Annotated in this window: 21 protein-coding genes; 15 read left to right on the forward strand and 6 right to left on the reverse strand. The window is 67.1% G+C overall.

The window, feature by feature from the left end:
* Positions 1-42 precede the first annotated feature (42 nt).
* The 5 genes from AC4QBL_RS05345 to AC4QBL_RS05365 form a co-directional block, all read right to left on the reverse strand.
* Positions 43-1,104, reverse strand: a complete 1,062-nt coding sequence (locus AC4QBL_RS05345; protein ID WP_472899006.1) for a TRAP transporter substrate-binding protein — start codon at positions 1,102-1,104, stop codon at positions 43-45.
* A 197-nt stretch (positions 1,105-1,301) separates the two neighbouring features.
* Positions 1,302-1,997 (reverse strand): fumarylacetoacetate hydrolase family protein, encoded by a 696-nt coding sequence (locus AC4QBL_RS05350; protein ID WP_472906461.1) that lies wholly within the window; start codon positions 1,995-1,997, stop codon positions 1,302-1,304.
* 60 nt (positions 1,998-2,057) lie between these two features.
* The gene (locus AC4QBL_RS05355) at positions 2,058-2,381 is read right to left on the reverse strand and encodes a 2Fe-2S iron-sulfur cluster-binding protein (RefSeq protein WP_472906460.1); all 324 of its coding nucleotides are present in this window, start codon (positions 2,379-2,381) and stop codon (positions 2,058-2,060) included.
* Positions 2,382-2,407: 26 nt separating this feature from the next.
* Entirely contained in the window at positions 2,408-3,886 is a 1,479-nt protein-coding gene (locus AC4QBL_RS05360; protein ID WP_472906459.1) for a glutamine synthetase family protein, read from the reverse strand.
* A complete protein-coding gene (locus AC4QBL_RS05365; protein ID WP_472906458.1) occupies positions 3,883-5,277 on the reverse strand; it encodes a Rieske 2Fe-2S domain-containing protein in 1,395 nt (464 codons plus the stop codon). The genes AC4QBL_RS05360 and AC4QBL_RS05365 overlap by 4 nt, the downstream gene beginning before the upstream one ends.
* A gap of 76 nt (positions 5,278-5,353) precedes the next feature.
* Between AC4QBL_RS05365 and AC4QBL_RS05370 the strand changes: the two genes are divergently transcribed.
* The 13 genes from AC4QBL_RS05370 to AC4QBL_RS05430 all read left to right on the forward strand — a co-directional run bounded on the left by AC4QBL_RS05370 (position 5,354) and on the right by AC4QBL_RS05430 (position 19,711).
* Positions 5,354-6,073, forward strand: a complete 720-nt coding sequence (locus AC4QBL_RS05370; RefSeq protein ID WP_472906457.1) for a GntR family transcriptional regulator — start codon at positions 5,354-5,356, stop codon at positions 6,071-6,073.
* 39 nt (positions 6,074-6,112) lie between these two features.
* Complete coding sequence (locus AC4QBL_RS05375; RefSeq protein ID WP_472906456.1) at positions 6,113-7,672, forward strand: thymidine phosphorylase family protein; 1,560 nt, start codon at positions 6,113-6,115, stop codon at positions 7,670-7,672.
* On the forward strand, positions 7,672-8,589 hold the full coding sequence (locus AC4QBL_RS05380; RefSeq protein ID WP_472906455.1) for a ribose-phosphate diphosphokinase: 918 nt from the start codon (positions 7,672-7,674) through the stop codon (positions 8,587-8,589). The genes AC4QBL_RS05375 and AC4QBL_RS05380 overlap by 1 nt, the downstream gene beginning before the upstream one ends.
* Before the next feature lie 128 nt (positions 8,590-8,717).
* Positions 8,718-9,191, forward strand: coding sequence for a hypothetical protein (locus tag AC4QBL_RS05385; protein WP_472906454.1), 474 nt, complete (start codon positions 8,718-8,720; stop codon positions 9,189-9,191).
* 111 nt (positions 9,192-9,302) lie between these two features.
* Entirely contained in the window at positions 9,303-10,412 is a 1,110-nt protein-coding gene (locus AC4QBL_RS05390) for an alkene reductase (RefSeq protein WP_472906453.1), read from the forward strand.
* 214 nt (positions 10,413-10,626) lie between these two features.
* On the forward strand, positions 10,627-12,144 hold the full coding sequence (locus AC4QBL_RS05395; protein ID WP_492131635.1) for an NfeD family protein: 1,518 nt from the start codon (positions 10,627-10,629) through the stop codon (positions 12,142-12,144).
* Positions 12,144-12,947: a slipin family protein gene (locus tag AC4QBL_RS05400; protein WP_472899017.1), complete on the forward strand. Its 804-nt coding sequence runs from the start codon at positions 12,144-12,146 to the stop codon at positions 12,945-12,947. Before AC4QBL_RS05395 ends, AC4QBL_RS05400 begins: the two co-directional genes overlap by 1 nt.
* Positions 12,948-13,004: 57 nt before the next feature.
* Positions 13,005-14,765, forward strand: a complete 1,761-nt coding sequence (gene acsA / locus AC4QBL_RS05405) for an acetate--CoA ligase (RefSeq protein ID WP_472906451.1) — start codon at positions 13,005-13,007, stop codon at positions 14,763-14,765.
* 103 nt (positions 14,766-14,868) lie between these two features.
* Positions 14,869-15,867, forward strand: coding sequence for a pyruvate dehydrogenase (acetyl-transferring) E1 component subunit alpha (gene pdhA / locus AC4QBL_RS05410; protein ID WP_472906450.1), 999 nt, complete (start codon positions 14,869-14,871; stop codon positions 15,865-15,867).
* Entirely contained in the window at positions 15,864-16,856 is a 993-nt protein-coding gene (locus tag AC4QBL_RS05415; RefSeq protein WP_472906449.1) for an alpha-ketoacid dehydrogenase subunit beta, read from the forward strand. Before pdhA ends, AC4QBL_RS05415 begins: the two co-directional genes overlap by 4 nt.
* Positions 16,857-16,861: 5 nt before the next feature.
* A complete protein-coding gene (locus AC4QBL_RS05420; protein WP_472906448.1) occupies positions 16,862-18,049 on the forward strand; it encodes a dihydrolipoamide acetyltransferase family protein in 1,188 nt (395 codons plus the stop codon).
* 18 nt (positions 18,050-18,067) lie between these two features.
* A complete protein-coding gene (locus AC4QBL_RS05425) occupies positions 18,068-18,319 on the forward strand; it encodes an acyl carrier protein (RefSeq protein ID WP_472899022.1) in 252 nt (83 codons plus the stop codon).
* 66 nt (positions 18,320-18,385) lie between these two features.
* A complete protein-coding gene (locus AC4QBL_RS05430) occupies positions 18,386-19,711 on the forward strand; it encodes an MFS transporter (RefSeq protein ID WP_472906447.1) in 1,326 nt (441 codons plus the stop codon).
* Between the two features lie 19 nt (positions 19,712-19,730).
* Here the strand turns inward: AC4QBL_RS05430 and AC4QBL_RS05435 are convergent, their stop codons facing one another.
* The gene (locus AC4QBL_RS05435; RefSeq protein ID WP_472906446.1) at positions 19,731-22,586 is read right to left on the reverse strand and encodes an AMP-binding protein; all 2,856 of its coding nucleotides are present in this window, start codon (positions 22,584-22,586) and stop codon (positions 19,731-19,733) included.
* Positions 22,587-22,705: 119 nt separating this feature from the next.
* Here AC4QBL_RS05435 and maiA point away from each other — a divergent pair, with 119 nt between their 5' ends.
* Positions 22,706-23,347, forward strand: a complete 642-nt coding sequence (gene maiA / locus AC4QBL_RS05440; protein WP_472906445.1) for a maleylacetoacetate isomerase — start codon at positions 22,706-22,708, stop codon at positions 23,345-23,347.
* Entirely contained in the window at positions 23,347-24,171 is an 825-nt protein-coding gene (gene pgeF / locus AC4QBL_RS05445; RefSeq protein ID WP_472906444.1) for a peptidoglycan editing factor PgeF, read from the forward strand. Before maiA ends, pgeF begins: the two co-directional genes overlap by 1 nt.
* Positions 24,172-24,251 lie beyond the last annotated feature (80 nt).

The raw sequence follows: 24,251 nt of genomic DNA on the forward strand, positions 1-24,251 counted from the left end.
TGCGGGTGCGGGGTATTGACCGCACCGGCGCGTGGATTGGGATCAGGCCTTTTTGGCGCCGGTGGTCTTGCCGTGCTTTTCGATCAGCGCCTTGGCGGTGTCCAGCAGCTGCTTGCCGTTGAAGCCGCGCTTGTCCATGTCCTGCATCCATTCCACTTCCACCAGGCGGGCTTTGCGCTTGAATTCCTGCGCTTCGGCGGCCGGGATGGTGTAGATCGAGTTGCCTTGCTTCACGGCCGATTCGCGGCCTGGCACGTCGCCACCCTGCTGGACCTTGCCCAGCCAGGCCGAGGTTTCCATGCCGGAGTTCTTGTCGATGACGGCCTTCAGGTCGGGCGGCAACGAGGCGTACTTGGCCTTGTTCATGGCCATGATGAAGGTGGTGGTGTACAGGGCGCCGCCAGCGGGGTCAAACTCGCTGTGGAACTTGGTCAGCTCGTGCACCTTGACGGACGGCACCACTTCCCAAGGAATCACGCAACCGTCGATCACGCCTTTGGACAGCGCATCCGGAATTTGCGGCAGCGGCATGCCCACGGGCGAGGCGCCCAGGTAAGACAGCATCTTGGTGATCTGGCGGGTGGGGCCGCGCACCTTGGAGCCGCGCAGGTCTTCAGCGGTCTTGATCTGCTTGCTGCGCATGTGGAACATGCCGGGGCCGTGCACCTGCAGGGCAATCGGCTGCACTTCGCGGAACTCGTCTTTGGCCACGGTTTGCACGTATTCCCAGAAGGCTTTGGACGTGGCTTCGGCGTTGTTCATCATGAACGGCAGCTCGAACGCTTCGATGCGCGGGAAGCGGCCTGGTGTGTTGCCGGGCAAGGTCCAGACAATGTCGACCACGCCGTCTTTGGCCTGGTCGTACAGCTGCACCGGTGAGCCACCGAGCTGCATGGCGGGATAGCCTTCGAACTTGATGCGGCCGCCCGAGTCTTTGGTGACCTTGTCCATCCAGGCTTTGTGCATGTTGAGCCACACATTGGACTGTGGCGACATGAAGGTGTGGAACTTGAGCGTGACGCTTTGCTGGGCAAAGCCCACCAGGGCGGGGGCGCCGAGGGCCACGGCGGCACCGGATTGGAGCAGGGTTCTGCGCTGGATCATGGGGATGTTCTCCTGGAGGACGGGCTGGAAAGAATGCTTGGAAAAGACCACGCAAGGGTACGGGTTTTGGACGGTCGTTGGCTACAGGTCAAACCCGCAAAACCTGGGCTGATGAAGTCAATTGAAATTTAACTAGGTGAAATTAATTTCACTAAAAGAAATTATAAAGAACCCGTTCACAGGGTAAACCCGTGGGTTTAGGCCACCTTGATGCTGATGGGTGTCAGGCCATCCACACCGCCGGTCATGGTGTCGCCCTGCACCACAGCGCCAACGCCTTCGGGCGTGCCGGTGTAGATCAGATCGCCAGCCTGCAGTTCCCAGGCTTTGGACAGGTGCTCAATGGTTTCGGCCACGCTCCAGATGAGTTTGGCCACGTTGCTGCGCTGGCGGTCGACTCCGTTCACCTGCACCCAGATGGCCGCGTGGTGGATGTCGCCAGCCTGCGCGGCAGGGGTGATGGGTCCGATGGGTGCCGAGTGGTCGTAGGCCTTGCCGATGCACCAGGGGCGGCCCTGTTTTTTCATGTCGTTTTGCAGGTCGCGGCGGGTCATGTCCAGGCCCACGGCGTAGCCGTAAATGTGGCGCGCGGCGTCTTGGGCGCGGATGTTGCGCCCGCCCTGGCCAATGGCCACCACCAGCTCGATTTCATGGTGCAGGTTGCTGGTGAGGCTGGGGTAGGGAATGGTGGCGGTCTGGCCCGCGTCGGCCACCACGAGGGTGTCGGCCGGCTTGAGAAAAAAGAACGGCGGTTCGCGCCCGGTGAAACCCATTTCTTTGGCGTGTTCTTCGTAGTTGCGGCCCACGCAGTAAATGCGGTGCACCGGGAAGCGCTCGGCGGTGCCGAGCACCGGCACGGACACAACAGCGGGAGGCGTGAAGACGAAGCTCATGGGGTTTCCTTGGCGGTTGTCGGTGAACGATCTTATCGGTGCCGCTGGGGTGTGTTGCGTTCAGTGCTGCGCGGCTGGCAGGCGCACCACCAGGCCGTCCAGTTCGGGGGTGAGCTGGATCTGGCAGCACAGGCGGCTGTCGGGCTCCACCGGGCTGGCGGCAAAGTCGAGCATGTCGGTTTCGTCGGCCACGGGCGGCGGCAGTTGTTTGGCCCACACGGGGTCGACGATGACATGGCAGGTGGCGCAGGTCAGGGTGCCACCGCAGTCGCCTTCAATGCCGCGGATGTTGGCTTCGGTGGCGGCCCTCATGAGGCTTTGGCCGGGCGCAGCCTGGAGGTCTTGCACAGTGTGGTCGGCAGAGATGAAGCGGATGTGGATCATGGTCGGTCGTGGTGAAGGTGTCGGGTTCAGAGGCGGGCAAAGTATTCGCGGCGCTCGAAGTCGGATTTGTCTTTGGCGTCGGCGTGGCGTTCTATTTCGTGTTGCTTGATGCGGCAGAAATAGCGCACGAAGTCTTCGCCCAGTCCGGTGCGCAGCGCCTCGTCTGCCTGCAGCGCGGCCAGCGCCTCGCCCAGCGAGGTGGGTATTTTCTCGCCGGTTTCGGCGTAGGGCGTTTCGCAGGCGGGGGGCGGTTGCAGGCGCTGCGCCAGGCCATCGAGCCCGGCGTGTATTTGCGAGGCCATGTACAGGTAGGGGTTGGCGCCGGGCTCGCCCAGGCGGTTTTCAATGCGGGTGGCGGGGTCGCCCGCGCCACCCACCACGCGCAGCATCGCGCCCCGGTTGTCTTGCCCCCAGATGACCGACTGCGGTGCCAGCGCGTTGGGCCGAAAGCGGGCAAAGCCGTTGATGGTGGGGGTGCAGAGTGCGCTCATACCGCGGGCGTGGGCCAGCAGGCCGGCGAGCCAGTGGCTGGCGGTGTCCGACAGGGTGTGCTGCGCGTCCAGCGGTGTGGTGCTGGGCGCGGGGCTGTTGCGCATGCAGGCGTTGTGGCCTTCTCCCAGGCTCACCAGCGACTGATGCAGGTGCCAGCCGCTGGACATGATGTGTGGAAACGGGGGGCGGCACATGAAGGTGGCGTGGTAGCCGGCGCGGCGCAGCGCCTGGCGCACGCCGTTGCGAAACAGCACCATCTGGTCGGCGGCGGTCAGTGCGTCGGTGGCGTCAAACACCGCTTCCACCTGGCTGGGGCCGAGCTCAATTTCCAGCGATTGCAGGGGCAAGCCCAGCGCCTGCGCGGTGCGCATGACGATACCCAGCGGCTCGTCGGCCATGTCGATCATGGCTTCGGCCTGCAGGTTGTAGCCGGGGTGGATCATTTCCACGCTGGGTGGCAGGCCGGGCCAGCCGGCGAGCTCGGGGTCGAGCTGTGGTGATGCGTCGGTGATGCGGTAGATGTGAAATTCCACCTCCAGCCCGGTCTTGAGCCCGTAGCCGGCCTGGGCCAGCCGCGCCAGCGCTTGCTGCAGCACATGGCGCGTGTCCAGCGCCACCGGCGTGCCGTCGGCAAACCAGGGCTGGCAGCGCAACCAGCCGGTGTGGGCTTGCCAGGGCAGGGGGGTGAAGCTGGTCGGGTCGGGCAGCAGCATCAGGTTGGCGGCGCCGGCAAAGCCCGGCAGGTCGGCCGTGCCGCCGGGCTCAAACACCTTCCAGGCGGTGCGGTCAGCGGTGTCTTTCAGCATCATGGTGCCCACCATGCCCGAGCCATCGCGCAGCGCCTTGATGGCGGCATGGGCCATGAGTGTTTTGCCGCGCAGCATGCCGTGCGCGTCGCACCAGCCCAGGCGCACGCGCTCGATGCCGCTGGCTTCCATGAGCTTGGCGGTTTGCAGGCAGGCGGCTTCGCGGGCGGCGTTATGCACACCGCAGCGGTGGGCAAAGTGGCTCATGCCGCGCCCGCCGTGTCGTTGGCCGGGGCTTCGGCGGGTGCAGCCGGGTTGCGCCACGGGGCCGCTGCGCGTTTGGCTTGCACCGCAGCTTGCCACCAGGCTTGCCAGTCTTGCGCGGGCGCAATGCCGTCCACCGTGTCGGGCCCGCTGATCTGGTCGTGCAACCGGGCATCGGCCACGCCCGGCGGTATGCCGCCTTGCTCCACCGTGTCCAGGGCTTGCAGCAGCATGCGCCGGTTGGCCAGGATCACCTTGTCGGTGGTGCCCAGGTGCTCGCGGGTGCGGTCTTGTATGGCGCCCATGCTTTCGCAGGCCCATTGGTCGTGCACGTTGATGTCGTCTTCGCCCATGCCCAGGTAGGTGCGGTTGTGCTGTTCTTCGGCGTTGAAACCCCAGTGGTTGTGGCGGCCCGACTTGGGCACGTAGTCGGGCAGCGTCACCGTGGCCAGGCGCTGGTTGCGCATGGTGGTTTTGTCCACCGGGCCGTCGAAGCTGGTGAAAAAGGCGTACCAGTAGTTGTGCGTGTCGTCCACCGGCACATGCATTTGTGTGATGGTCATGGTTTCGGACAACGGGATCACAAAGGTCTGCGGAAACACCGCGTTGGTCACGCGCACATGGGTCAGCGCGTCGGTCATCTTGCGCAGCGCGGTCAGGCGCAGACCGTAGGGCATGGCCTCAAACGAAATCTCGGGCTGGCCAAACTCGCGCATTACCCGCGTCATGGGCCAGCGCTCGCCGCCCACCTCGCCCGCGCTGGCGCCGCGAAACTGCTTGCCGTAGCTGTCTTCCATCGAACCGTCGTTGAAAAAGCGGTGCAGGTACGAGGCGTGTGCCGGGTCAATGCCCACTTCCAGCGACTGCAGCCAGTTGCAGTGCCACAGGCCTTTGAAGGCAAAGCTGTGGCTGGCCGGGGCTTCAAAGCAGTCGAGCGCGGGGAAAGGCGGCGGCGTGCTGCCCTCGGGACCGAGCCAGGCAAACAAGGTACCCGCTTTTTCCAGCAGCGGGTAACTGCGCTGGCGGATGCGGCTGCACAGCTTGCTGCCCGCGGGTTCGCCCGGTGTTTCGGTGCACTGGCCGCTCACGTCAAATTTCCAGCCATGAAACGGGCAGCGCAGGCCATCACCCTCATTGCGGCCGTAAGCCAGGTCGGCGCCGCGGTGCGGGCAATCGCGGTCCAGCAGGCCATAGCCGCCCTCGGCATTGCGAAACAGCACCAGGTCTTGCCCCAGCACGCGCACCGCCTTCACCGGGCGCACCGCCATGGCCGGGTCCAGCGCTGGGTCAAACTCGTCGAGCAGGGCCACCGGTTGCCAGTAGTGGCGCAGCAGCGCGCCCCCGGGTGTGCCGGGGCCTACCCGGGTGATGCGTTCGTTGTGTTCGGCTTTCATGGCGTCTCCGGCGGCGGTTGGGTGTGAAATGGCTAAACGGTATACCGTTTTGTTGTTTTAGTGTACAGTTTGTGCCATGAGCCTGCAAGACACCGTATTGATGCAACTGCGCGACCTGATCCTGAGCGGTGAGTTCGCACCCGGGCAGCGCCTGGCCGAGCAGCAACTGGCCGAGCGGCTGGGGGCTTCGCGCACCCCGGTGCGCGGCGCCCTGGTGACGCTGGAGCAGGAGGGACTGGTGGAGGCCAACGACACCGGCAAGTACCTGGTGCGCCAGTTCACCGCGCAAGAGGTGGCCGACGCCATTGCCGTTCGCGGGCATCTGGAAGGCATGGCCGCGCGCCTGGTGGCCGAACACGGCGTGCCGCGCCAGTTGCAGGGCGAGCTGCAGGCCTGCCTGGACGAGGGCGACCGCCTGCTGGCCGAGCACCCGCTGACGATGGAAAGCTACGCCGCTTATGCCCTCATGAACGACCGCTTCCACGCGCTGCTGCTGGAAGCCTGCGGCAACCGCGCCTTGCAGCGCGCTGTGGCGCTGAACGACAAGCTGCCGTTTGCTCCGGCTTCGGCCATGCTGCCCATGCAGGGCACGGTGGCGCTGGACCGCGACTGGATGCTCTACGCCCACCGGCAGCACCACATGCTGTTTGACGCGCTCAAGCGCGGCGAGGGCGCGCGCGCACAGGCGCTGGCGGCCGAACACACCGAGGTGGCGCAAATGAACATGCGCCTGGCGCTGGAGCGGCGGGCCGAGTCCGAGCAGGTGATGCCGGTGATGCGGCTGGTGGTGGGCTGATCTGTTTTTGCCCGGTTCAAGCCGGTGTATCGTGGCGGCATGGAGACACACAAAGACCCCCCAGCCAGCCTCACGCTCAAACGCGTGGCCATCGACACCTACCACGAGAACGTAGCCTATCTGCACCGCGACTGCGCGGTCTACCGCGCTGAAGGTTTTCAGGCCCTGTCCAAGGTGGAAATTCGGGCCAACGGCAAGCGCATTTTGGCGTCGCTCAATGTGGTGGACGACGCCAGCATCGTCGGCTGCAACGAGCTCGGTGTGTCGGAAGACGCGTTTGCCCGGCTCGAAGTGGCCGACGGACACCCCGCTTCGGTGTCGCAGGCCGAGCCGCCGGAGTCCATTCCGGCGCTGTTTCGCAAAATCAACGGCGAGCGCCTCACGCGCGAAGACTTCCACGCCATCGTGCGCGACATCGCCGAGCTGCGCTATTCCAAGATCGAGCTGACCGCCTTTGTGGTGGCCAGCAACCGCAGCGAGCTGGACCGCGAAGAGGTGTACTTTTTGTCCGAAGCCATGGTGGCCAGTGGCCGCCGCCTGGACTGGCGCGAACCGCTGGTGGTGGACAAGCACTGCATTGGCGGCATCCCGGGCAACCGCACATCCATGCTGGTGGTGCCCATCGTGGCGGCTTACGGGCTGGTGTTTCCCAAAACCTCGTCGCGCGCCATCACCTCGCCCGCCGGCACCGCCGACACCATGGAGGTGCTGGCCAATGTGGAGCTGCCGTTTGACCAGCTCACCGAAATTGTGCGCGAGCACAAGGGCTGCCTGGCCTGGGGCGGCACGGCCGACCTGTCGCCCGCCGACGACGTGCTGATCTCGGTGGAGCGCCCGCTGTCCATTGACTCGCCGGGGCAGATGGTGGCGTCCATCCTGTCGAAAAAAATCGCCGCAGGCGCCACGCACCTGGTGCTGGACATTCCCATTGGCCCCACCGCCAAGGTGCGGTCCATGCCCGAAGCGCAGCGCCTGCGCCGGTTGTTTGAATACGTGGCGCAGCGCATGCATTTGTCGCTGGACGTGGTGATCACCGATGGCCGCCAGCCCGTGGGCCGGGGCGTGGGCCCGGTGCTGGAAGCGCGCGACGTGATGCAGGTGCTGGAAAACGACCCGCAAGCGCCCGACGACCTGCGCCAAAAGTCGCTGCGGCTGGCTGGGCGCATCATCGAATGCAGCCCCGACGTGCGCGGTGGCGATGGTTTCAAGATCGCCAGGGACATCCTCGACTCGGGCCGCGCGCTGGCGCACATGCGCGCCATCATCGCCGCGCAGGGCGGGCGGGATTTTGACCACCACCACCCGGCGCTGGGTGCGCTCACGCTCGACGTGTTGGCCGCTGAGTCCGGCGTGGTGACCGGCATCGATAACCTGCAAATTGCCCAAATTGCCCGCCTGGCTGGGGCGCCCAAGGTGAAGGGTGCCGGGGTGGACCTGATGCGCAAACTGGGCGAGCCGGTGGCCGTGCGCGATGTGCTCTACCGCGTGTACGCCAGCTACCCCGCCGACCTGGAATTTGCCCGCCAGGCCAGCGCCCGTTCCCACGGCTTCAGCATCGGCAGCGCCGAGCAGGTGCCCCATGTTTTTGTGGAGTTTTGATGACCGAAACCTTGGCCGACACCGCAGGTTGCCTGCTGTGTTTTGAAGACGAACAAGCCCCCGCCCAAGCCGCCGCCAGCGCCACCGGGCTGGCACTGGCCGTGGTGGTGCGCCACCGCTTTCCCGACGGCGAGGTGCGCCTGCGTCTGCCGGCCAGCCTGCCCGCGCGGGTGGTGGTGTGGCGCGGCCTGCACCAGCCCAACGAAAAGCTGGTCGAACTGCTGCTGGTGGCCCAAACCGCGCGCACCCTGGGTGCCCGGCACCTCACGCTGGTGGCGCCTTACCTGGCGTATATGCGGCAAGACATCGCCTTCAACCCCGGCGAGGCCATCAGCCAGCGGGTGGTGGGCGCTTTTCTGGCCACGCTGTTTGACGCCGTGATCACCGTCGACCCGCACCTGCACCGCGTGGCCACCCTGGAAGAGGCCGTGCCCGTGCCCGACGCGGTGGTGCTCAGCGGCGCGCCGCTGCTGGCCGACCACATTGCCGCCCAGCGTGGCGACGTGGTGCTGGTCGGCCCCGACGAAGAAGCCCTGCAATGGGTGGCGGTGGCCGCCCAGCGCCACGGCTGGGCGTACGCCGTGTGCCGCAAAACCCGCCATGGCGACCGGCAGGTGGACATTGAGCTGCCCGCCTTGCCGGTGGCCGGGCGCGCGGTGGTGCTGATCGACGATGTGGCCAGCTCCGGCCACACCCTGGCGCGCGCCGCTGAGTTGCTGAGCGCAGCCGGCGCTGCGTCGGTGGACGTGGCGGTGACCCACGCGCTGTTTGCCCCCGGCGCCGAGCAGCTGGTGCGCCACGCTGGCGTGGGCGCCATCTGGAGCACCGACTGCATTGCCCACCCCAGCAATGCGGTGAGCATCGTGCCGGCGGTGGCGGCTGCGCTGCGGGCTCTGCCGGGTTTTCCCAAAGTTTGACCACCTTTTCTTTTCCGCGTCGCCACGGCATCGGTATCACGGGCCGTTGATGCGACGCAATGGCCGCGGCCCCTCGCCCACGTAGATTGAAAGCCTGCGGGTTTTCATCAACGGTTGAGGAGATTGCCATGCGAGATGTCGCGGTTTGGGGTGTTGCGTTGCTGGCCAGCGCCGTTTTGACGGGTTGTTACGTGGTGCCCGAGCGCACGCCAGACGGCGGCGTGATCTACCAGCACTACCCGTTGCCTCCGGTGGGCACTGTGGCACCGCCCGCCGCCGTTGGGCGCGTGGCGCCAGCCACCTTGCCGGTGCGCCTGTACCCGTCCAACGACGTGGCCACCCGCACCGGCGTGATCACGGGTTCCGTCACCAACATGATGACCGGCAAAGGCGTGTTCAACGTGTCTTACCAAGGGGAGGTCTTGACCGGCGAGGCCACCCGCGTGTCCAACGAAGAGCGCCGTGGTGTGGCCAGCGCGTTCAGCCCGCAAGGTCTGTTCATGTCGTGCGAATACCAGATGAACACCCCGTACCAAGGCGCGGGCACCTGCACCTTTTCCAACGGCGCGGCCTACCAGATGCACATCGGCGGCAACCAGTAGCGGTTTGCGCCGGCATTGCACGCGGGCGCTGGGGTGTCTTTTGCATGGGTGACTGCGCAAGTGCCGTTGATGTTCAATACTCACGGCCTTCCTGTTCTTCCCGTACAACGCATGTCTGACAACGCCCTGTTTTCCCCGTTCACCGCCGGCAGCCTGCAGCTGGCCAACCGCATCGTCATGGCGCCGCTCACGCGCAACCGCGCCCCGGGCGCTGTGCCCACGCCGCTCATGGCCACTTACTACAGCCAGCGCGCCACGGCAGGCTTGCTCATCACCGAGGCCACACCCGTCAGCCACCAGGGCCAGGGTTATGCCGATGTGCCGGGGCTGTATGCCCCCGAGCAGGTGGCCGGCTGGCGGCAGGTGACCGACGCGGTGCACGCCGCAGGCGGCAAGATCGTGACGCAGCTCTGGCATGTGGGCCGGGTGTCGCACACCAGTTTGCAGCCCCTCCAGGGCGCGCCCGTGGCGCCCTCGGCCATTCGCGCGAACACCAAAACCGTGCTCATCGTGGACGGTGTGCCCACCTTTGTGGACACCTCAGAGCCGCGCGCGCTGGCGCTGGACGAGCTGCCCGGCATCGTGGACGACTACCGCCGCGCTGCGCTGGCCGCCATCGAAGCCGGGTTTGACGGCGTCGAAATACACGCCGCCAACGGCTATTTGCTGGACCAGTTTTTGAAGACCGGCAGCAACCAGCGCACCGACGCCTATGGCGGCAGCGTTGAAAACCGAGCACGCCTGTTGCTGGAAGTGGTGCAGGCCGTGGCGGGTGCCATTGGCGGTGGCCGCACCGGCATCCGCCTGTCGCCGGTGACACCCGCCAACGACGTGGTGGATGCCGATCCGCAGCCGCTGTTTGACCATGTGGTGCGCCAGTTGGCTCCTTTGGGCCTGGCGTATTTGCACCTGATTGAAGGCGCCACGGGCGGCCCGCGTGAGTTGGCAGACCGCCCCTTTGACTACGCGGCCTTGCGCGCAACCTACCGCAGCGCGGGCGGGCAGGGCGCCTGGATGGTGAACAACGGCTACGACCTGGCCCTGGCCCAGCAAGCCCTGGCCGACGGCGCCGACCTGGTGGCCTTTGGCAAACCCTTCATTGCCAACCCGGACCTGGTGGCCCGCTTGCGTCAGGGTGGCCCGTTCAACACGCCCGACCGCGCCACCTTTTACGGCGGCGGTGCAGCCGGCTACACCGACTACCCGGCGCTGACCGCTTGAGCGCCTGAGCGCTTGAGCGCCTAAGCAGGCAACCCTTGCAGCGGCGGGCTTCACGGCCCGCCGCTTTTTTTTCGTGTCTGCGCTTGTGCATTTAGCGCTTTCGCTTGAGCCCACTCAAGCCCGATCCCACCGCACCCGGCCAACATGCCCGTTCAAGGTGGCGCAGGTGCCAGCCCGCAGGCTGGTGTGGTGCGCTTCCCAGCTGGAGGGTGCGATGCCGTGGAACCGTGGCGGGCTTGGTGGGGTTGATGGGCTGACCGGCTTCGGGCCCGTTGCGCTCCCGGAGCGGGCGCGCAATGGCGCTGCAGGCGGCGCGTTGTGGTCCGCTTATTGGGCCGCCTGGCTGCTCGCGGTGGGTCTGCTGGTGGTGGGCTGGGGTGCGCGTGCTGCCCCAGCGACTGGCCCTGCGGCACCGGTGGTGGTGCTCACCGTGCACGATGCCATTGGCCCTGCCAGCGCCGACTATGTGTTGCGCGGCCTGCAGCGCGTACACCGGCAAGGCGCCCCGCTGGTGGTGCTGGAGCTGGACACGCCGGGCGGTCTGGACACGGCCATGCGCCAGCTCGTGCAGGCGATTTTGGCCTCGCCCGTGCCGGTGGCCACGTATGTCAGCCCGTCGGGCGCGCGCGCGGCCAGCGCAGGCACTTACCTGCTGTATGCCAGTCACATTGCGGCCATGGCACCGGCCACCACGCTGGGCGCCGCCACGCCGGTGGCCATGGGCTTGCCCGGGCTGCCGCAGCCACCCCAAGGTGCACCCAGCTCTGCGCCCAGCGGTGAGCCCACCACGCCGCCCGCAGCCCCGGTGAACGCCATGGCGGCCAAGCAGGTGAACGACGCAGCGGCCTTCATTCGCGGGCTGGCCGAGCGCCACGGCCGCAATGCGGTGTGGGCAGAGCGTGCGGTGCGCGAGGCCGTGAGCCTCACAGCAGCCGAGGCTTTGAGCGAGCGGGTGGTGGACGTGGTGGCCCGCGACGTGCCCGACCTGCTGGCGCAAATTGATGGCCGCACGGTGCGCACCGCCCAGGGTGAACTGCGCCTGGGCACGCACGGCCTGGCGTTTGAGGTGCAACCGCCCGACGGGCGCCACCGCTTGCTCAGCGTCATCGCCAACCCGAGTTTTGCGCTGATCTTGCTGATGGTGGGGGTGTACGGCCTGATGTTCGAATTTTCGTCCCCCGGCTTTGGCGTGCCCGGCACCGTGGGCGCCATTTGTTTGCTGCTGGCGCTGTTTGCGTTGCAACTGCTGCCGGTGAATTACGCCGCGCTGGCGCTGATTGTGTTGGGCTTTGCGCTGCTGGCCGCCGAGTTGCTCACCCCAGCTTTTGGTGTGCTGGGCGTGGGCGGTGTGGTGGCTTTTGTGGCTGGCGGCCTGCTGCTGTTTGACCGCGATGTGCCCGGCATGGGGGTGCCCTTGCCGCTCATTTTTGGTGTGGCGCTCAGTGCGGCGGCTGCCGTGCTGCTGGGCGGTGGCATGGCGCTGCGTGCGCGGCGTGCGCCGGTGGTGAGCGGTGCCGAGGACTTGGTGGGCGCCCAGGGCGAGGTGCTGGAGGTGGCGCATGGGCAGGCCTGGGCAAGGGTGCATGGGGAGCGCTGGCAGGTGCGGTCTGACGCGCGCCTGCACACCGGCCAGCGGGTGCGTGTGCTGGCGCTCAAGGGTCTGGTGCTGGACGTGCAACCTGTGGGGCGCAAGGGCGATGCCGATCAACAAACGATGAAGGAGACCTTGTGATGTTCTTTGATCTCAATCTCGGCCTGGGCGTGTTTTTGCTGCCGCTGGCCATCGCGCTGCTGGCCTCGTCGTTTCGCGTGCTGCGCGAATACCAGCGCGGCGTGGTGTTTCAGCTGGGCCGGTTCTGGAAGGTCAAGGGGCCGGGGCTGGTGATCGTCATTCCCGGGCTGCAGCAAATGGTGCGGGTGGACCTGCGGGTGGTGACCATGGACGTGGAGCCGCAAGACGTGATTTCGCGCGACAACGTGTCGGTCAAGGTCAACGCGGTGGTGTTCTTTCGCGTGATGGACCCGGCCAAGGCCATCATTCAGGTGGAGGACTACCTGCAGGCCACTAGCCAGCTGGCCCAGACCACCTTGCGGGTGGTGCTGGGCAAGCACGAGCTGGACGAAATGCTGTCCGAGCGCGAGCGGCTCAACCTGGACGTGCAGCAGATTCTGGACGCCCAGACCGATGCCTGGGGCATCAAGGTGACCAACGTGGAGATCAAGCACATCGACTTGAATGAGTCGATGGTGCGCGCTATTGCCCGCCAGGCCGAGGCCGAGCGTGAACGGCGCGCCAAAGTGATCCACGCCGAGGGCGAAAAACAGGCGGCGGTGTCGTTGTTGGAAGCGGCCCAGATGCTGGCCCGCCAGCCCGAGGCCATGCAGCTGCGCTACCTGCAGACCATGACGCAGGTGGCCGGCGACCGCGCTTCGACCATCGTGTTTCCGCTGCCCATGGACCTGCTGGGGCGGCTGCTGGACAAGGGCGCAGCTACCGCGCAGGCGCCAGGCGCTGCGCCCGCAGAACGCGAATGAGCGCATCAGGCCACTCACCGGCTCTATCCATCTGAACATCCGACACGGCCCCAGACCATGGAATACACCCGCATTCAAAAAGCCGCGCCAAGCCACCCGCCACCCCACATGCTGGACTATGACGCCACGGTGGCGCAGTTCAGCTGGGTGCAAGCGGCTGCCCTGCTGGGCGGGCTGCCCGATGGGGCCGGGCTGAACATGGCCTACGAAGCGGTGGACCGGCATGTGATGCACGGTCGAGGCCACAAAACAGCCATTCGCTGGCTGGGAAAAAACGGCGAGCGCCTGTCGCTGAACTACACCGAGCTGGCCCGCGCCAGCAACCAGTTTGCCAACGCGCTGGAAGGCCTGGGTGTGAAACCCGGCGAGCGGGTGTTTGTGCTCATGGGCCGCTTGCCTGAGCTGTATGTGGCGGTGCTGGGTGCGCTCAAGGCACGCTGCGTGGTCTCGCCGCTGTTTTCGGCTTTTGGCCCGGAGCCCATTGCCACCCGCGCTCACATGGGCGACGCGCGGGTGCTGGTGACCACGCCCGAGCTGTACCAGCGCAAGGTGCGCGACCTGCGCGAGCGCCTGCCCGGCCTGCGGCATGTGGTGGTGGTGGGAGCGGTGCCGGCCGATGAGCCGGGTGTGCACCCCTGGGGCGCGCTGGTGGCGTCGGCCTCCACCCGCTACACCATCGCGCCCACCGACCCCGAGTCCACCGCCTTGCTGCATTTCACCAGCGGCACCACCGGGCGGCCCAAGGGGGTGGAACACGCTCACGCGGCGGTGCTGGCGCACGCGGTCACAGGGCGCTATGCGCTGGACCTGCACGACGACGATGTGTTCTGGTGCACCGCCGACCCGGGCTGGGTCACGGGAACGAGCTACGGCATTTTGGCGCCGCTGGTGTGTGGCGTGACCAACGTGGTGGTGGAAGCCGAGTTCGACGCCCAGACCTGGTACGGCGTGTTGCAGAGTGAGCGCGTCACCGTCTGGTACACCGCGCCCACGGCCATCCGCATGATGATGAAGCTGGGTGCCGAGGCCTTGAAGGGGTTTGACCTGTCGGCGCTGCGCTTCATGGCCAGCGTGGGCGAGCCACTCAACCCCGAGGCCGTGGTCTGGGGTCAGGAGGCGTTTGGCCTCCCGTTTCACGACAACTGGTGGCAGACCGAAACCGGCGGCATCATGGTGTCGAACTACGCGGCCATGGACATCAAGCCCGGCTCCATGGGCAAGCCCTTGCCCGGCATCACCGCCGCGGTGGTACGCCGTCTGGAGGGCGGTCACTTGGAGCCCATTGAAGAACCCGATGTGGACGGCGAGCTGGTGCTCAAGACGCCCTGGCCGTCCATGATGCGCGGCTACCTGCACGAGGACGAGCGCTACCGCAAGTGCTTCGTCGATGGCTGGTACCTGACCGGTGACCTGGCGCACCGCGACGCCGACGGTTATTACTGGTTTGTGGGCCGGGCTGACGACGTGATCAAGTCGTCCGGGCACCTGATCGGGCCGTTCGAGGTGGAAAGCGCGCTGATGGAGCACCCGGCGGTGGCCGAAGCCGGCGTCATTGGCCTGCCCGACCCGATGGCCGGCGAGGTGGTGAAGGCCTTTGTGGCGCTCAAGCCGGGCTATGAAGCCGGTGAGCCCCTGCGCCGCGAGCTGCTGGGCCATGCGCGCAAGCGCCTGGGCGCTGCGGTGGCACCCAAGCAGATCGACTTTCGCGACAACCTGCCCAAAACCCGCAGCGGCAAGATCATGCGCCGCCTGCTCAAGGCGCGTGAGCTGGGCTTGCCCGAGGGCGATTTGTCTACGCTGGAAAGCGATGAAAAATGAGAGTCCCCACGCTCCGCCGCTCCGCGGGTCGCTGCCCCCCTGGGGGGCTGGTCCTGCCTGGGGTCGGCCCGGCGGCAAGCCCGCTGATGACTGAGGCCACGCCATGACCGACAAGCTCCACCTTGACCGTGCGCACCTGCACCACCTGCTCCGCGCGATGCTGCGCATCCGCCGCTTTGAGGCCAAGTGCGTCGAGCTATATCAGGCGCAAAAAATTCGCGGCTTCCTGCACCTGTACGACGGCGAAGAGTCGATCGCGGTCGGCGTGATGGACGCGCTGGAGCCACGCGACGCGGTGCTGGCCACCTACCGCGAACACGGCCATGCGTTGGCGCGCGGTGTGCCCATGGCGCCGCTCTTGGCCGAGATGCTGGGCAAGGTGGAAGGCTGTTGCCGCGGACGTGGTGGCTCCATGCACCTGTTCAGCCGCGAGCACCGTTTTTACGGCGGCAATGCCATTGTGGGCGGCGGTCTGCCGCTGGCCGTGGGCATCGCCATGGCCGACAAACGGCTGCGCCCCGGCGCGGTGACGGCCTGTTTTTTTGGTGAAGGCGCGGTGGCCGAAGGAGCCTTTCACGAGAGCATGAACCTGGCGGCCATCTGGAAACTGCCGGTGCTGTTCGTCTGCGAAAACAACCGCTACGCCATGGGCGTGCCGCTGGCCGATTCGGAGTCGCAAACCGAGATCTACCGCAAAGCCGACGCCTACCGCATGGCCGCAGCCCAGGTGGATGCGATGGACCCGGTGCAGATGGCCGCGGCCGCGCGCCGTGCCGTTGAGCATGTGCGCACCGGCCTGGGCCCGTATTTTCTGGAATGCCGCACCTACCGCTTCCGCGCGCACTCGATGTTCGACACCCAGGCCTACCGCACCCGCGAGGAGGTGGACGACTGGAAACAACGCGACCCCATCACCCGCCTGCGCGACTGGATGACCGACAACCACCTGCTCAGCGCCGACGCGTCTGGGGCGATGGATGCCGAGGTCCAGGCCGAGATTCACGCTGCGGTGGCCTTTGCCGAGGCCGGTACGCTGGAGCCGGTGGACCAGCTGGAGCGCTTCGTGCTCATGGATTCGGTGGTGCAGGAGACGACACCATGAGCAGCCCACCGATCCGCATGACCTACCGCGAAGCTTGTAAGCAGGCGGTTCGCGACGCGTTGCTGGCCGACCCGCGCTGCTTTGTGATGGGTGAGGACGTGGGCAAATACGGCGGCTGTTACGCCGTGACCAAGGGCTTGCTGGAGGAATTCGGCCCCGAACGCATCGTGGACACACCGCTGGCCGAAGTGGGCTTTGTGGGCGCCGGCGTGGGCGCTGCGCTGGCCGGGCTGCGGCCCATCGTCGAGATCATGACCTGCAATTTCAGCCTGCTGGCACTGGACCAGATCATGAACAACGCCGCCACCCTTGCGCACATGTCGGGCGGGCAGTTTGCGGTGCCGCTGGTGATCCGCATGGCCACGGGTGCCGGGCGGCAGCTGGCGGCGCAGCATTCGCACAGCCTGGAGGGCTGGTACGCCCACATCCCCGGGCTCAAGGTGCTGGTACCCGCCACGGTGCAAGACGCACGCCACATGCTGGCCGCCGCGCTGGCCGACCCCAACCCGGTGCTGATCTTTGAACACATCGTGCTCTACAACGCCGAGGGCGAACTGGACCCGGCCGTCACGTCAGTGGACATTGAACATGCGTGCGTGCGACGCGCGGGCAAGGATGTGAGCCTGGTGACCTATGGCAACAGCCTGCCCAAATGCCTGGCGGCGGCGGCCAGCCTGGCAACCAAAGGCATCGATGCCGAGGTGATCGACCTGCGGTTGCTGCGCCCGCTGGATAGGGCCACCGTTCTCGAATCCGTCGGCCGCACGCACCGCTGCGTGGTCGTGGACGAGGGCTGGAAGAGCGGTTCCATTTCGGCCGAAATTGCCGCCCGGATCGCTGAAGACGCGCTCTACGAACTGGACGCGCCGGTGCGCCGCGTGTGCGCCCGCGAGGTGCCGGTGCCTTACGCCGAACACATGGAAGCCGCCAGCCTGCCGCAGGTGGCCGACATCGTCGCCGCGGCGCGCAGCCTGGTGAAAGTGGGGTAGGGCACGTGGCCGACTTTCTGATGCCCGCACTGGGTGCCGACATGGAAACCGGCACCGTGGTGCAGTGGCTGGTGCCCCCCGGTGCGCGCGTGAAGCCGGGCGATGTGGTGGCGGTGGTCGAGACGCACAAGGGCGCTATTGATGTGGAGTGTTTCCTGGACGGGGTGATCGGCGACCTGGCGCCGCTGGGCGTGAGCCTGCCGGTGGGTGCGGTGCTGGCGCGGGTGGCGGTGGCCGGTGAAGCCGGTGCGGCTGCGGTCGCACCGGTCGCGCCAACTGAAATGGTAGCGCCGGTGTCACCACCGGCCGTTGCAGCTCCGGCGCTCACCATGCAGGCCGGGCCCTTGGCCGCGCCACGGCGCGCGCTGGTCAGCCCCGCCGCGCGCCGCCGTGCGCAGGCGCTGGGCCTGCAGCCGGACGCTTTGCGCGGCACCGGTACCGATGGTGCGGTCACGCTGGCTGATGTGGAACGTGCTGCGTCCGCGCCGCAGCCCGCGGCCCCGCCGCGGCTGAAGCCCAGTGGCTTCGACGCTGCCCAGATGCGACAGGCGATCGCGGCGGCGATGGGCCGGTCCAAGCGCGAGATTCCGCACTACTACCTGGCCGAAACCCTGGACTTCGCCGAGGCGCAGACCTGGCTCGACGGCTGGAACCGCGACCGCCTGCCGCAGGACCGGCTGCTCAGCGCGGTGCTGCTGCTCAAGGCCACGGCGCTGGCTTTGCGCGAGGTGCCCCAGCTCAACGGTTTCTTTGAGAACGGGCAGTTTCGGCCCGGCGAGGGCATCCACGTGGGCTGGGCGATCGCGCTGCGCGGTGGTGGTCTGGTGGCGCCGGCCATTCACCACGCGGATCGAAAAACCCTGCCTGAGCTCATGGTTGCGCTGCGCGATCTGGTGCAGCGCGCGCGGGCCGGCGGGCTGCGCAGCTCTGAGCTCACCGACCCGACCATCACCATCTCCAGCCTGGGTGACCGAGGTGCCGAAAGCGTGTGGGGTGTCATTTACCCGCCGCAGGTGGCCATCGTCGGTTTCGGGCGCGTGCTGTCCAAACCCTGGGTGGTGGGCGGGCAAGTGCAGCCCCGCCTGCTGGTCAGCGCCAGCCTGGCGGCCGACCACCGCGCAAGCGACGGCCACCTGGGCGGTCAGTTGTTGATCGCGATCCACCGGGCCTTGCAATCTCCACAAAGCCTTTGACCTCCGGAAGAACGATCCATGCACGCCTCCGACATCCCAGCACTGGCGGCCAACGTGTTGGCCGGTATCGCCCCCGAAGCGGATTTGTCCAGCGTAGGTGAGCACGAAGACTTGCGGGAAGCGCTGGACCTGGACTCCATGGATTTCCTGAATTTCATCATCGGCCTGAGCCAGGGCAGTGGGGTCAACATTCCCGAGAGCGACTATCCGAAGCTGTTCACCCTGGCCGGCATACAGGGTTACCTGAGCGGGCCAGGCACCTCAGCCTGAAAAAGGACCCGCTCAGGTTCTACACTGGCGCCCGGGTGCACGCCGTGCACGTTGATGGACCCCGTCATGCCCCTGTTCCTCCAGAGCGCCCTCAAACCTGGCGTGCGCAAGCGCGAAGTGTTTGGCTGGGCCATGTACGACTTCGCCAACTCGGGTTACACCACCGTGGTGTTGACGGCGGTGTTCAGCGCCTACTTTGTCGGCGGCATCGCGGGTGGTGAGGCGTGGGCCACGCTGGCCTGGACCAGCGCGCTGGCCGTGTCCAGTTTGATCGTGATGCTCACCATGCCCGCCCTGGGCGCCTACGCCGACCTGCGTGCCGCCAAGAAGCGGCTGCTGATGCTGAGCACGCTGGGCTGCGTGGTGGGCACCGCCGCGCTGGCCGGGGCAGGGCCGGGTGACGTGGCCTGGGCGCTGGTGGCCATTGTTTTGTCCAACGTGTTTTACAGCTACGGCGAATCGCTGATCGCGGCGTTCTTGCCCGAGCTGGCCCGCGAAGACCGCATGGGCAGGGTGTCGGGCTGGGGCTGGAGCTTCGGTTACTTCGGTGGCATGCTCACCTTGGGCCTGAGCCTCGGGTATGTGCTGTGGGCGCAGGGGCAGGGCCTGCCGGCTTCGCACTTCGTACCGGTGACCATGCTGATCACCGCTGGCGTTTTCGGGCTCTCAGCGCTGGTCACTTTTGCCTTGCTCAAAGAACATGCGCTTCCCCAAGCCATGCCAACGCAAGATGCAGGACTGCGTGCTTCTTTGGCGCGGCTCAAGCGCACCTGGCGTGAGGCGCGCTCCTTTCAGGACTTCAGCGCGCTGCTGGCCTGTGCAGTGGCTTATCAGGCGGGTATTTCTGTGGTGATTGCGCTGGCAGCCGTCTATGCGCAGCAGGTTCTGGGTTTCCAGCAGACCGAGACCATGATGCTGATCTTCCTGGTCAACATCGCGGCGGCCGTTGGTGCCTTTGCCTGGGGCTATGTGCAAGACACCATCGGCCACCGGCCGGCCCTGGCCGTCACCCTGCTTGGCTGGGTCGTGATGGTCGCGCTGGCGGCCATGGCCACTGGCCCGGGGCTGTTCTGGGTGGCCGCTGTGATCGCCGGCTTGTGCATGGGCAGCAGCCAGTCAGCGGGCCGCGCGTTGGCAGGTGTGCTGGCGCCCGAACGGCGCCGCGCCGAGTTCTTTGGCCTGTGGACCTTTGCGGTGCGCTTGTCGGCCATCCTCGGCCCCATGACCTACGGCCTGGTCACCTGGCTGACCGATGGCAACCACCGCCTGGCGATTGCCTCCACCGGTCTGTTTTTTGTGGCCGGTCTGGCGCTGCTCACCCTGGTCAATGTGCAGCGCGGTCTGGCGGCAGCGGTGGCGGCCAACGGCAAGGGCTCATCGCAGCCCGGCTGACGCACCCCGGCCCGTTTTTTCAGACTTCGGTTGTCGCCAGCCTGCGGGCGATCGCGCGGCGGGCACGGTCGCGCAACTGCACCGCTGCGGCAAAGGGCTCCAATTCCGGCGCCGCAGCCAGCGGGCTGCCGATGTGCACCGACAGGGCGGCTGGGCGTGGCCACCAGCGCCCCGCGCCGAGCAGTTGCCGGGTGCCGCCCAACGTCACCGGAATCACCGGCACCCTGGCGTGCGCCGCCGCCAGAAAGCCGCCGAGTCGGAACGGCATAAGCCCAGGTGCGGCCACAAAGGTGCCCTCGGGGAACACCATCAGCGCATGGCCAGCCTGCACCACGTCGGCCATGCGCTGCGCGTCGGCCACGCTGCGACGCGGGTCGAAACGCTCGACGAAGGCCGCACCGAGGCGCCGGAGGAAACGCCCAGCCACCCGCTGCTCTTCAAGCTCCCGCTTGGCCACAAAAGCCACCGGCCGGTCCAGGGCGGCCACCAGCAACAGGCCGTCCAGGTAGCTCGCGTGGTTGCTCACCAGCACGAAGCGGGCATCGGCGGGCAGGTGTTCCAGCCCCTGCACGGTGGGTTTCGCGCCGGCTAGGCGCAGCAGCAGGCGTGCCGCCCGGTGGCAGAAACGCCAGGCCGATGCCCGGCTTGGCAGCAGCACAGTGACCAGCCAGGCAGCGGGCACCATCAGCCAAAACAGCAGTTGGGCGCGAACACCAAACCAAACGTCCCAGAGACGCCGCAAACCATGGCGCAACCGAAGCGCCAGCGCACCACGGGCCAGCCGCAGCCACTGCGCCCGAACGCTGCTGCCCGCCGCGTTCAGCCCGCCTCGTTCCACCAGCGAGCGGCAAGCCGAACGCCGCACCTTGCCGCTGGAGGTCTTGAGCACGGTGTGCGGCGGGACCAGCAGTATGTCGTCGGCTGGTTCCCCGATGGCTTCGACCACCGCGCGCGAAACCGCTTCGCGCAAGGCGGCCTTGTCCCGCGCCTCTCGCGGGCTCACCTCGGCCAGCACCACGAGACGCTCGGTGCCGCTGCTGGCATCGCGCTGGCCGAACACCGCGACACAGCCCTTGCGCACACCTTGGACTTCGCCCACCGCGGCCTCGATTTCTTGTGGGTACAGGTTGCGGCCACCCCGGATCACGATGTCCTTGACCCGGCCGGTCACGAAGACATCGCCTTCGGCCTGGTAAGCCCGGTCACCGGTGTCCAGCCATTCGCCCAGGTCGTCGGTGAACAGGCGCGCCGTGAGCGCTGGCGCGTGCCAGTAGCCAGCGGTGGCCGAAGGCCCGCAAAACTCCAGCCGGCCCTCGACCCGCTCGGGCACCACCTGACCCGCGTCGTCAACGATGCGGATGCTGTGCCCGGGCAGCACCCGCCCGCAGGCCACGAAACGCAGCGCCGAGGCGTGTTGGCTCGGCACCGCGCGTCGCTCCGACTCAAAGGTGTCGCGGTCGATGGCGTCGATGCGCGGGCCCCGGTCCAGCGGCGGAAACAGCAGGCCCACCGAGGCTTCGGCCAGCCCGTACACCGGTGTCATGGCCGTGGGGCGCAGCCCGCAGGCCGCAAAACGCTGAGCAAAGCGCTCGACCGTGTCCGGGCTCACCGCCTCGGCCCCGTTGAAGGCCAGCCGCCAGCGGCTCAGGTCGAGCCCAGCCAGTGCGGCATCGTCGATCCGGTTCAGGCACAGCTCGTAGGCGAAGTTGGGGCCGGCCGACAGCGTGCCGCCGTGGTTTGAGATGGCTTCCAGCCAGCGCCTGGGGCGACCCAAAAAAGCCAGTGGCGACATCACCACCAAGCGGAAGCCCACGGTGAAACTCCCGAGCCAGGCGCCGATCAGGCCCATGTCGTGGTACAGCGGCAGCCAGCTGACAAACACATCCTGGGGCGTGGCTTCGATCGCCGTGGCCATGGCGCGGATGTTGGCCAGCAGGTTGGCGTGAGTGAGTGCCACGCCCTTGGGTTGCCCGGTGCTGCCCGACGTGTACTGGATGAAGGCGACGTCGTCCGCCCGGACCGCCACCGCGGCCGGCGCTTGCCCCTGGCCTGCAGCGATCAGGTCCTCGGGTGTGTGCACCGCCCGCAGGCCCGGCACCCGGGCCTGGAGCAGGCGCGCCACCTGCATCGCTTCGGGCACGCTCACCAGCAAAACAGCCCGCGCGTTGGCGAGGATGCCGGTGTGGCGGCTCACATGGACTTCGAGCTGCGACGGTCGTGCCGGCGGGTAGATCGGCACCGGAATACCGCCCGCACGCAAGATGCCCAGGTAGGTGAAAAAGTAGGCCGGCGAAGTCGGCAGCATGATGGCCACCGCCTGGCCCGGCTCCAGCCCGGCCCGCTGCAAACCGGCCGCCAGTGCGGCCGATGTGTCGTGCAACTGCCGGTATCTGATGGGGGTTTCGGTCTGGTCGGCCAGGTAAACAATTTGCACCTGGTCCGGATGGTCCGCTAGATGGGCGTCCATCACCTCCAGCAGCGTTTGGGCCTGGTCCCACGAGGGCGCTGCGGGGCTTGCTGCGACGGTGCTGGGCGAAGCGGCGGGTGTGCTCACGTTCATGACTGCCGGCCTGCCCGAAGCGACCGGATTCACGCGCCCGTCCTGCCAGGCCTGCCACAGATCCCCCACGGTTTCTGCTTTCTCCAGCGTGTCTTCTGGCAGCGCTACGCCGGTGGCCGACTCGATGCGCAGCAGCAACTCCATGCGGCCCAGGCTGTCAAAGCCCAGATCCCGGTCGAGCGAACTGCTGTCCCGGATGGTGATCTGCAATGGAGCCGCGTCGGCGTGCAGATCCTGCAGGGTTCGGCGCACCAGATCGTGCAGCTGCGCTACGCTCCAAGGGAGCGCGTCGGGCGCGGTGTCGGGTTCTTCCATGTTGCGCTGCTCCTTGGAATACGGGCCGCCCTTGGGGCCCTGGGGCGCATCCGGTCAAGGGACCTGCCTCGCAATTCATTGTCGTGCAGACAGGCTCAGCCCGGTATACGCTATGCGCCATGAAGCTTTACAACTACTTCCGCTCTTCGGCCTCGTTTCGTGTGCGCATTGCGCTGGCGCTCAAGGGTCTGCCTTATGACTACGTGCCGGTGCACCTTGCCAAGGGTGAGCACAAGCAGGTCGGGTATGCCGACATTGCGGCCGACCAGCTGGTGCCCGTGCTGGAGCTGGACGACGGCACGCGGCTGTCGCAATCCATGGCGATCATCGAGTTTCTGGACGAGACCCACCCCACGCCCGCCCTGGTGCCGCCCGATGCGCTGGGCCGCGCGCGGGTGCGTGCGCTGGCGCAGTCCATTGCCTGCGAGATTCACCCGGTCAACAACCTGCGGGTGTTGAAGTACCTGAGCAAAGAACTGAAGGTGGACGAGGACGCCAAAAACACCTGGTACCGCCATTGGGTGCGCACCGGGCTGGAATCGTTTGAGCGCCAACTGGCGCAAGGGCCCGTCAGCACCTATTGCTACGGCGACACGCCCACCCTGGCCGACTGCTGCCTGGTGCCACAAATTTTCAACGGTCAGCGCTTCAACACCAACTTCGATGGCCTGCCGCGCACCATGGCCGCCTTCGACGCCTGCATGGCGTTGCCGGCCTTCCAGCAGGCGCAGCCTTCGGCCTGTCCGGACGCAGAAGCCTGATGGCGGTGCCTTTGGACGGGATCATTCCCGACTGGCCTGCACCGCCTTCGGTGCGTGCCTTGTTCACCAGCCGCTCGGGCGGGGTGTCGGTGGCGCCGTTTGACAGCTTCAACTTGGGCGACCACGTGCGCGACGAACCCGCAGCCGTGGCCCACAACCGGGCGCAACTGGCTCAGGCCGTAGGCCAGCGCCCGGTGTTTTTGCAGCAGGTTCACGGCACGGCCGTGGCGGTGCTGGATGCGAACACGCCCAACGGCACCGTGGCCGACGCCTGCCTGAATACCGTGCCCGGTGTGGTTTGCACCATCATGGTGGCCGACTGTTTGCCGGTGTTGTTTGCCCACGCCTCGGGCGCGGTGGTGGCGGCGGCCCACGCAGGCTGGCGGGGTCTGGCAGGGGCTGGCGCACCGGTGGCAGGGCAGGGTGTGCTGGAAACCACCATGGCGGCTTTGGTGGCGGCGGTTCAGGCCACCGACCCCGCAGTCACGCCCGCGAGCGTGGCTCAGCACACGTTGGCTTGGTTGGGCCCTTGCATTGGACCTGAAGCGTTTGAAGTCGGCCCCGAGGTGCGCGAAGCGTTCGTGGCTCAGCAGCCAGCGGCGCACCGAGCTTTCGTGCCCGTCGGCGGTGGCAAGTTCCTGGCCAACCTGCCGGCACTGGCGCGCGGTCGCCTGGCAGCGATGGGCGTCACCCAGGTGGCGGGCAATGACGGCACCGCTGACTGGTGCACGGCCACGCAGACGTTACGGTTCTTTTCGCACCGCCGCGACGCTGCCCGGCTCGGCAGCACCGGGCGCATGGCTGCCTGCGTCTGGTTGGTGTGAAGGCGGCGGCTCAGCAGTTTGCGCGCTCAGGGCCGCACCAGCAGCCATGCTGGCCTGGTGTTCTGCGGCTTCGCGTGCCT

It is taken from the genome of Hydrogenophaga sp. L99, from assembly GCF_058731905.1.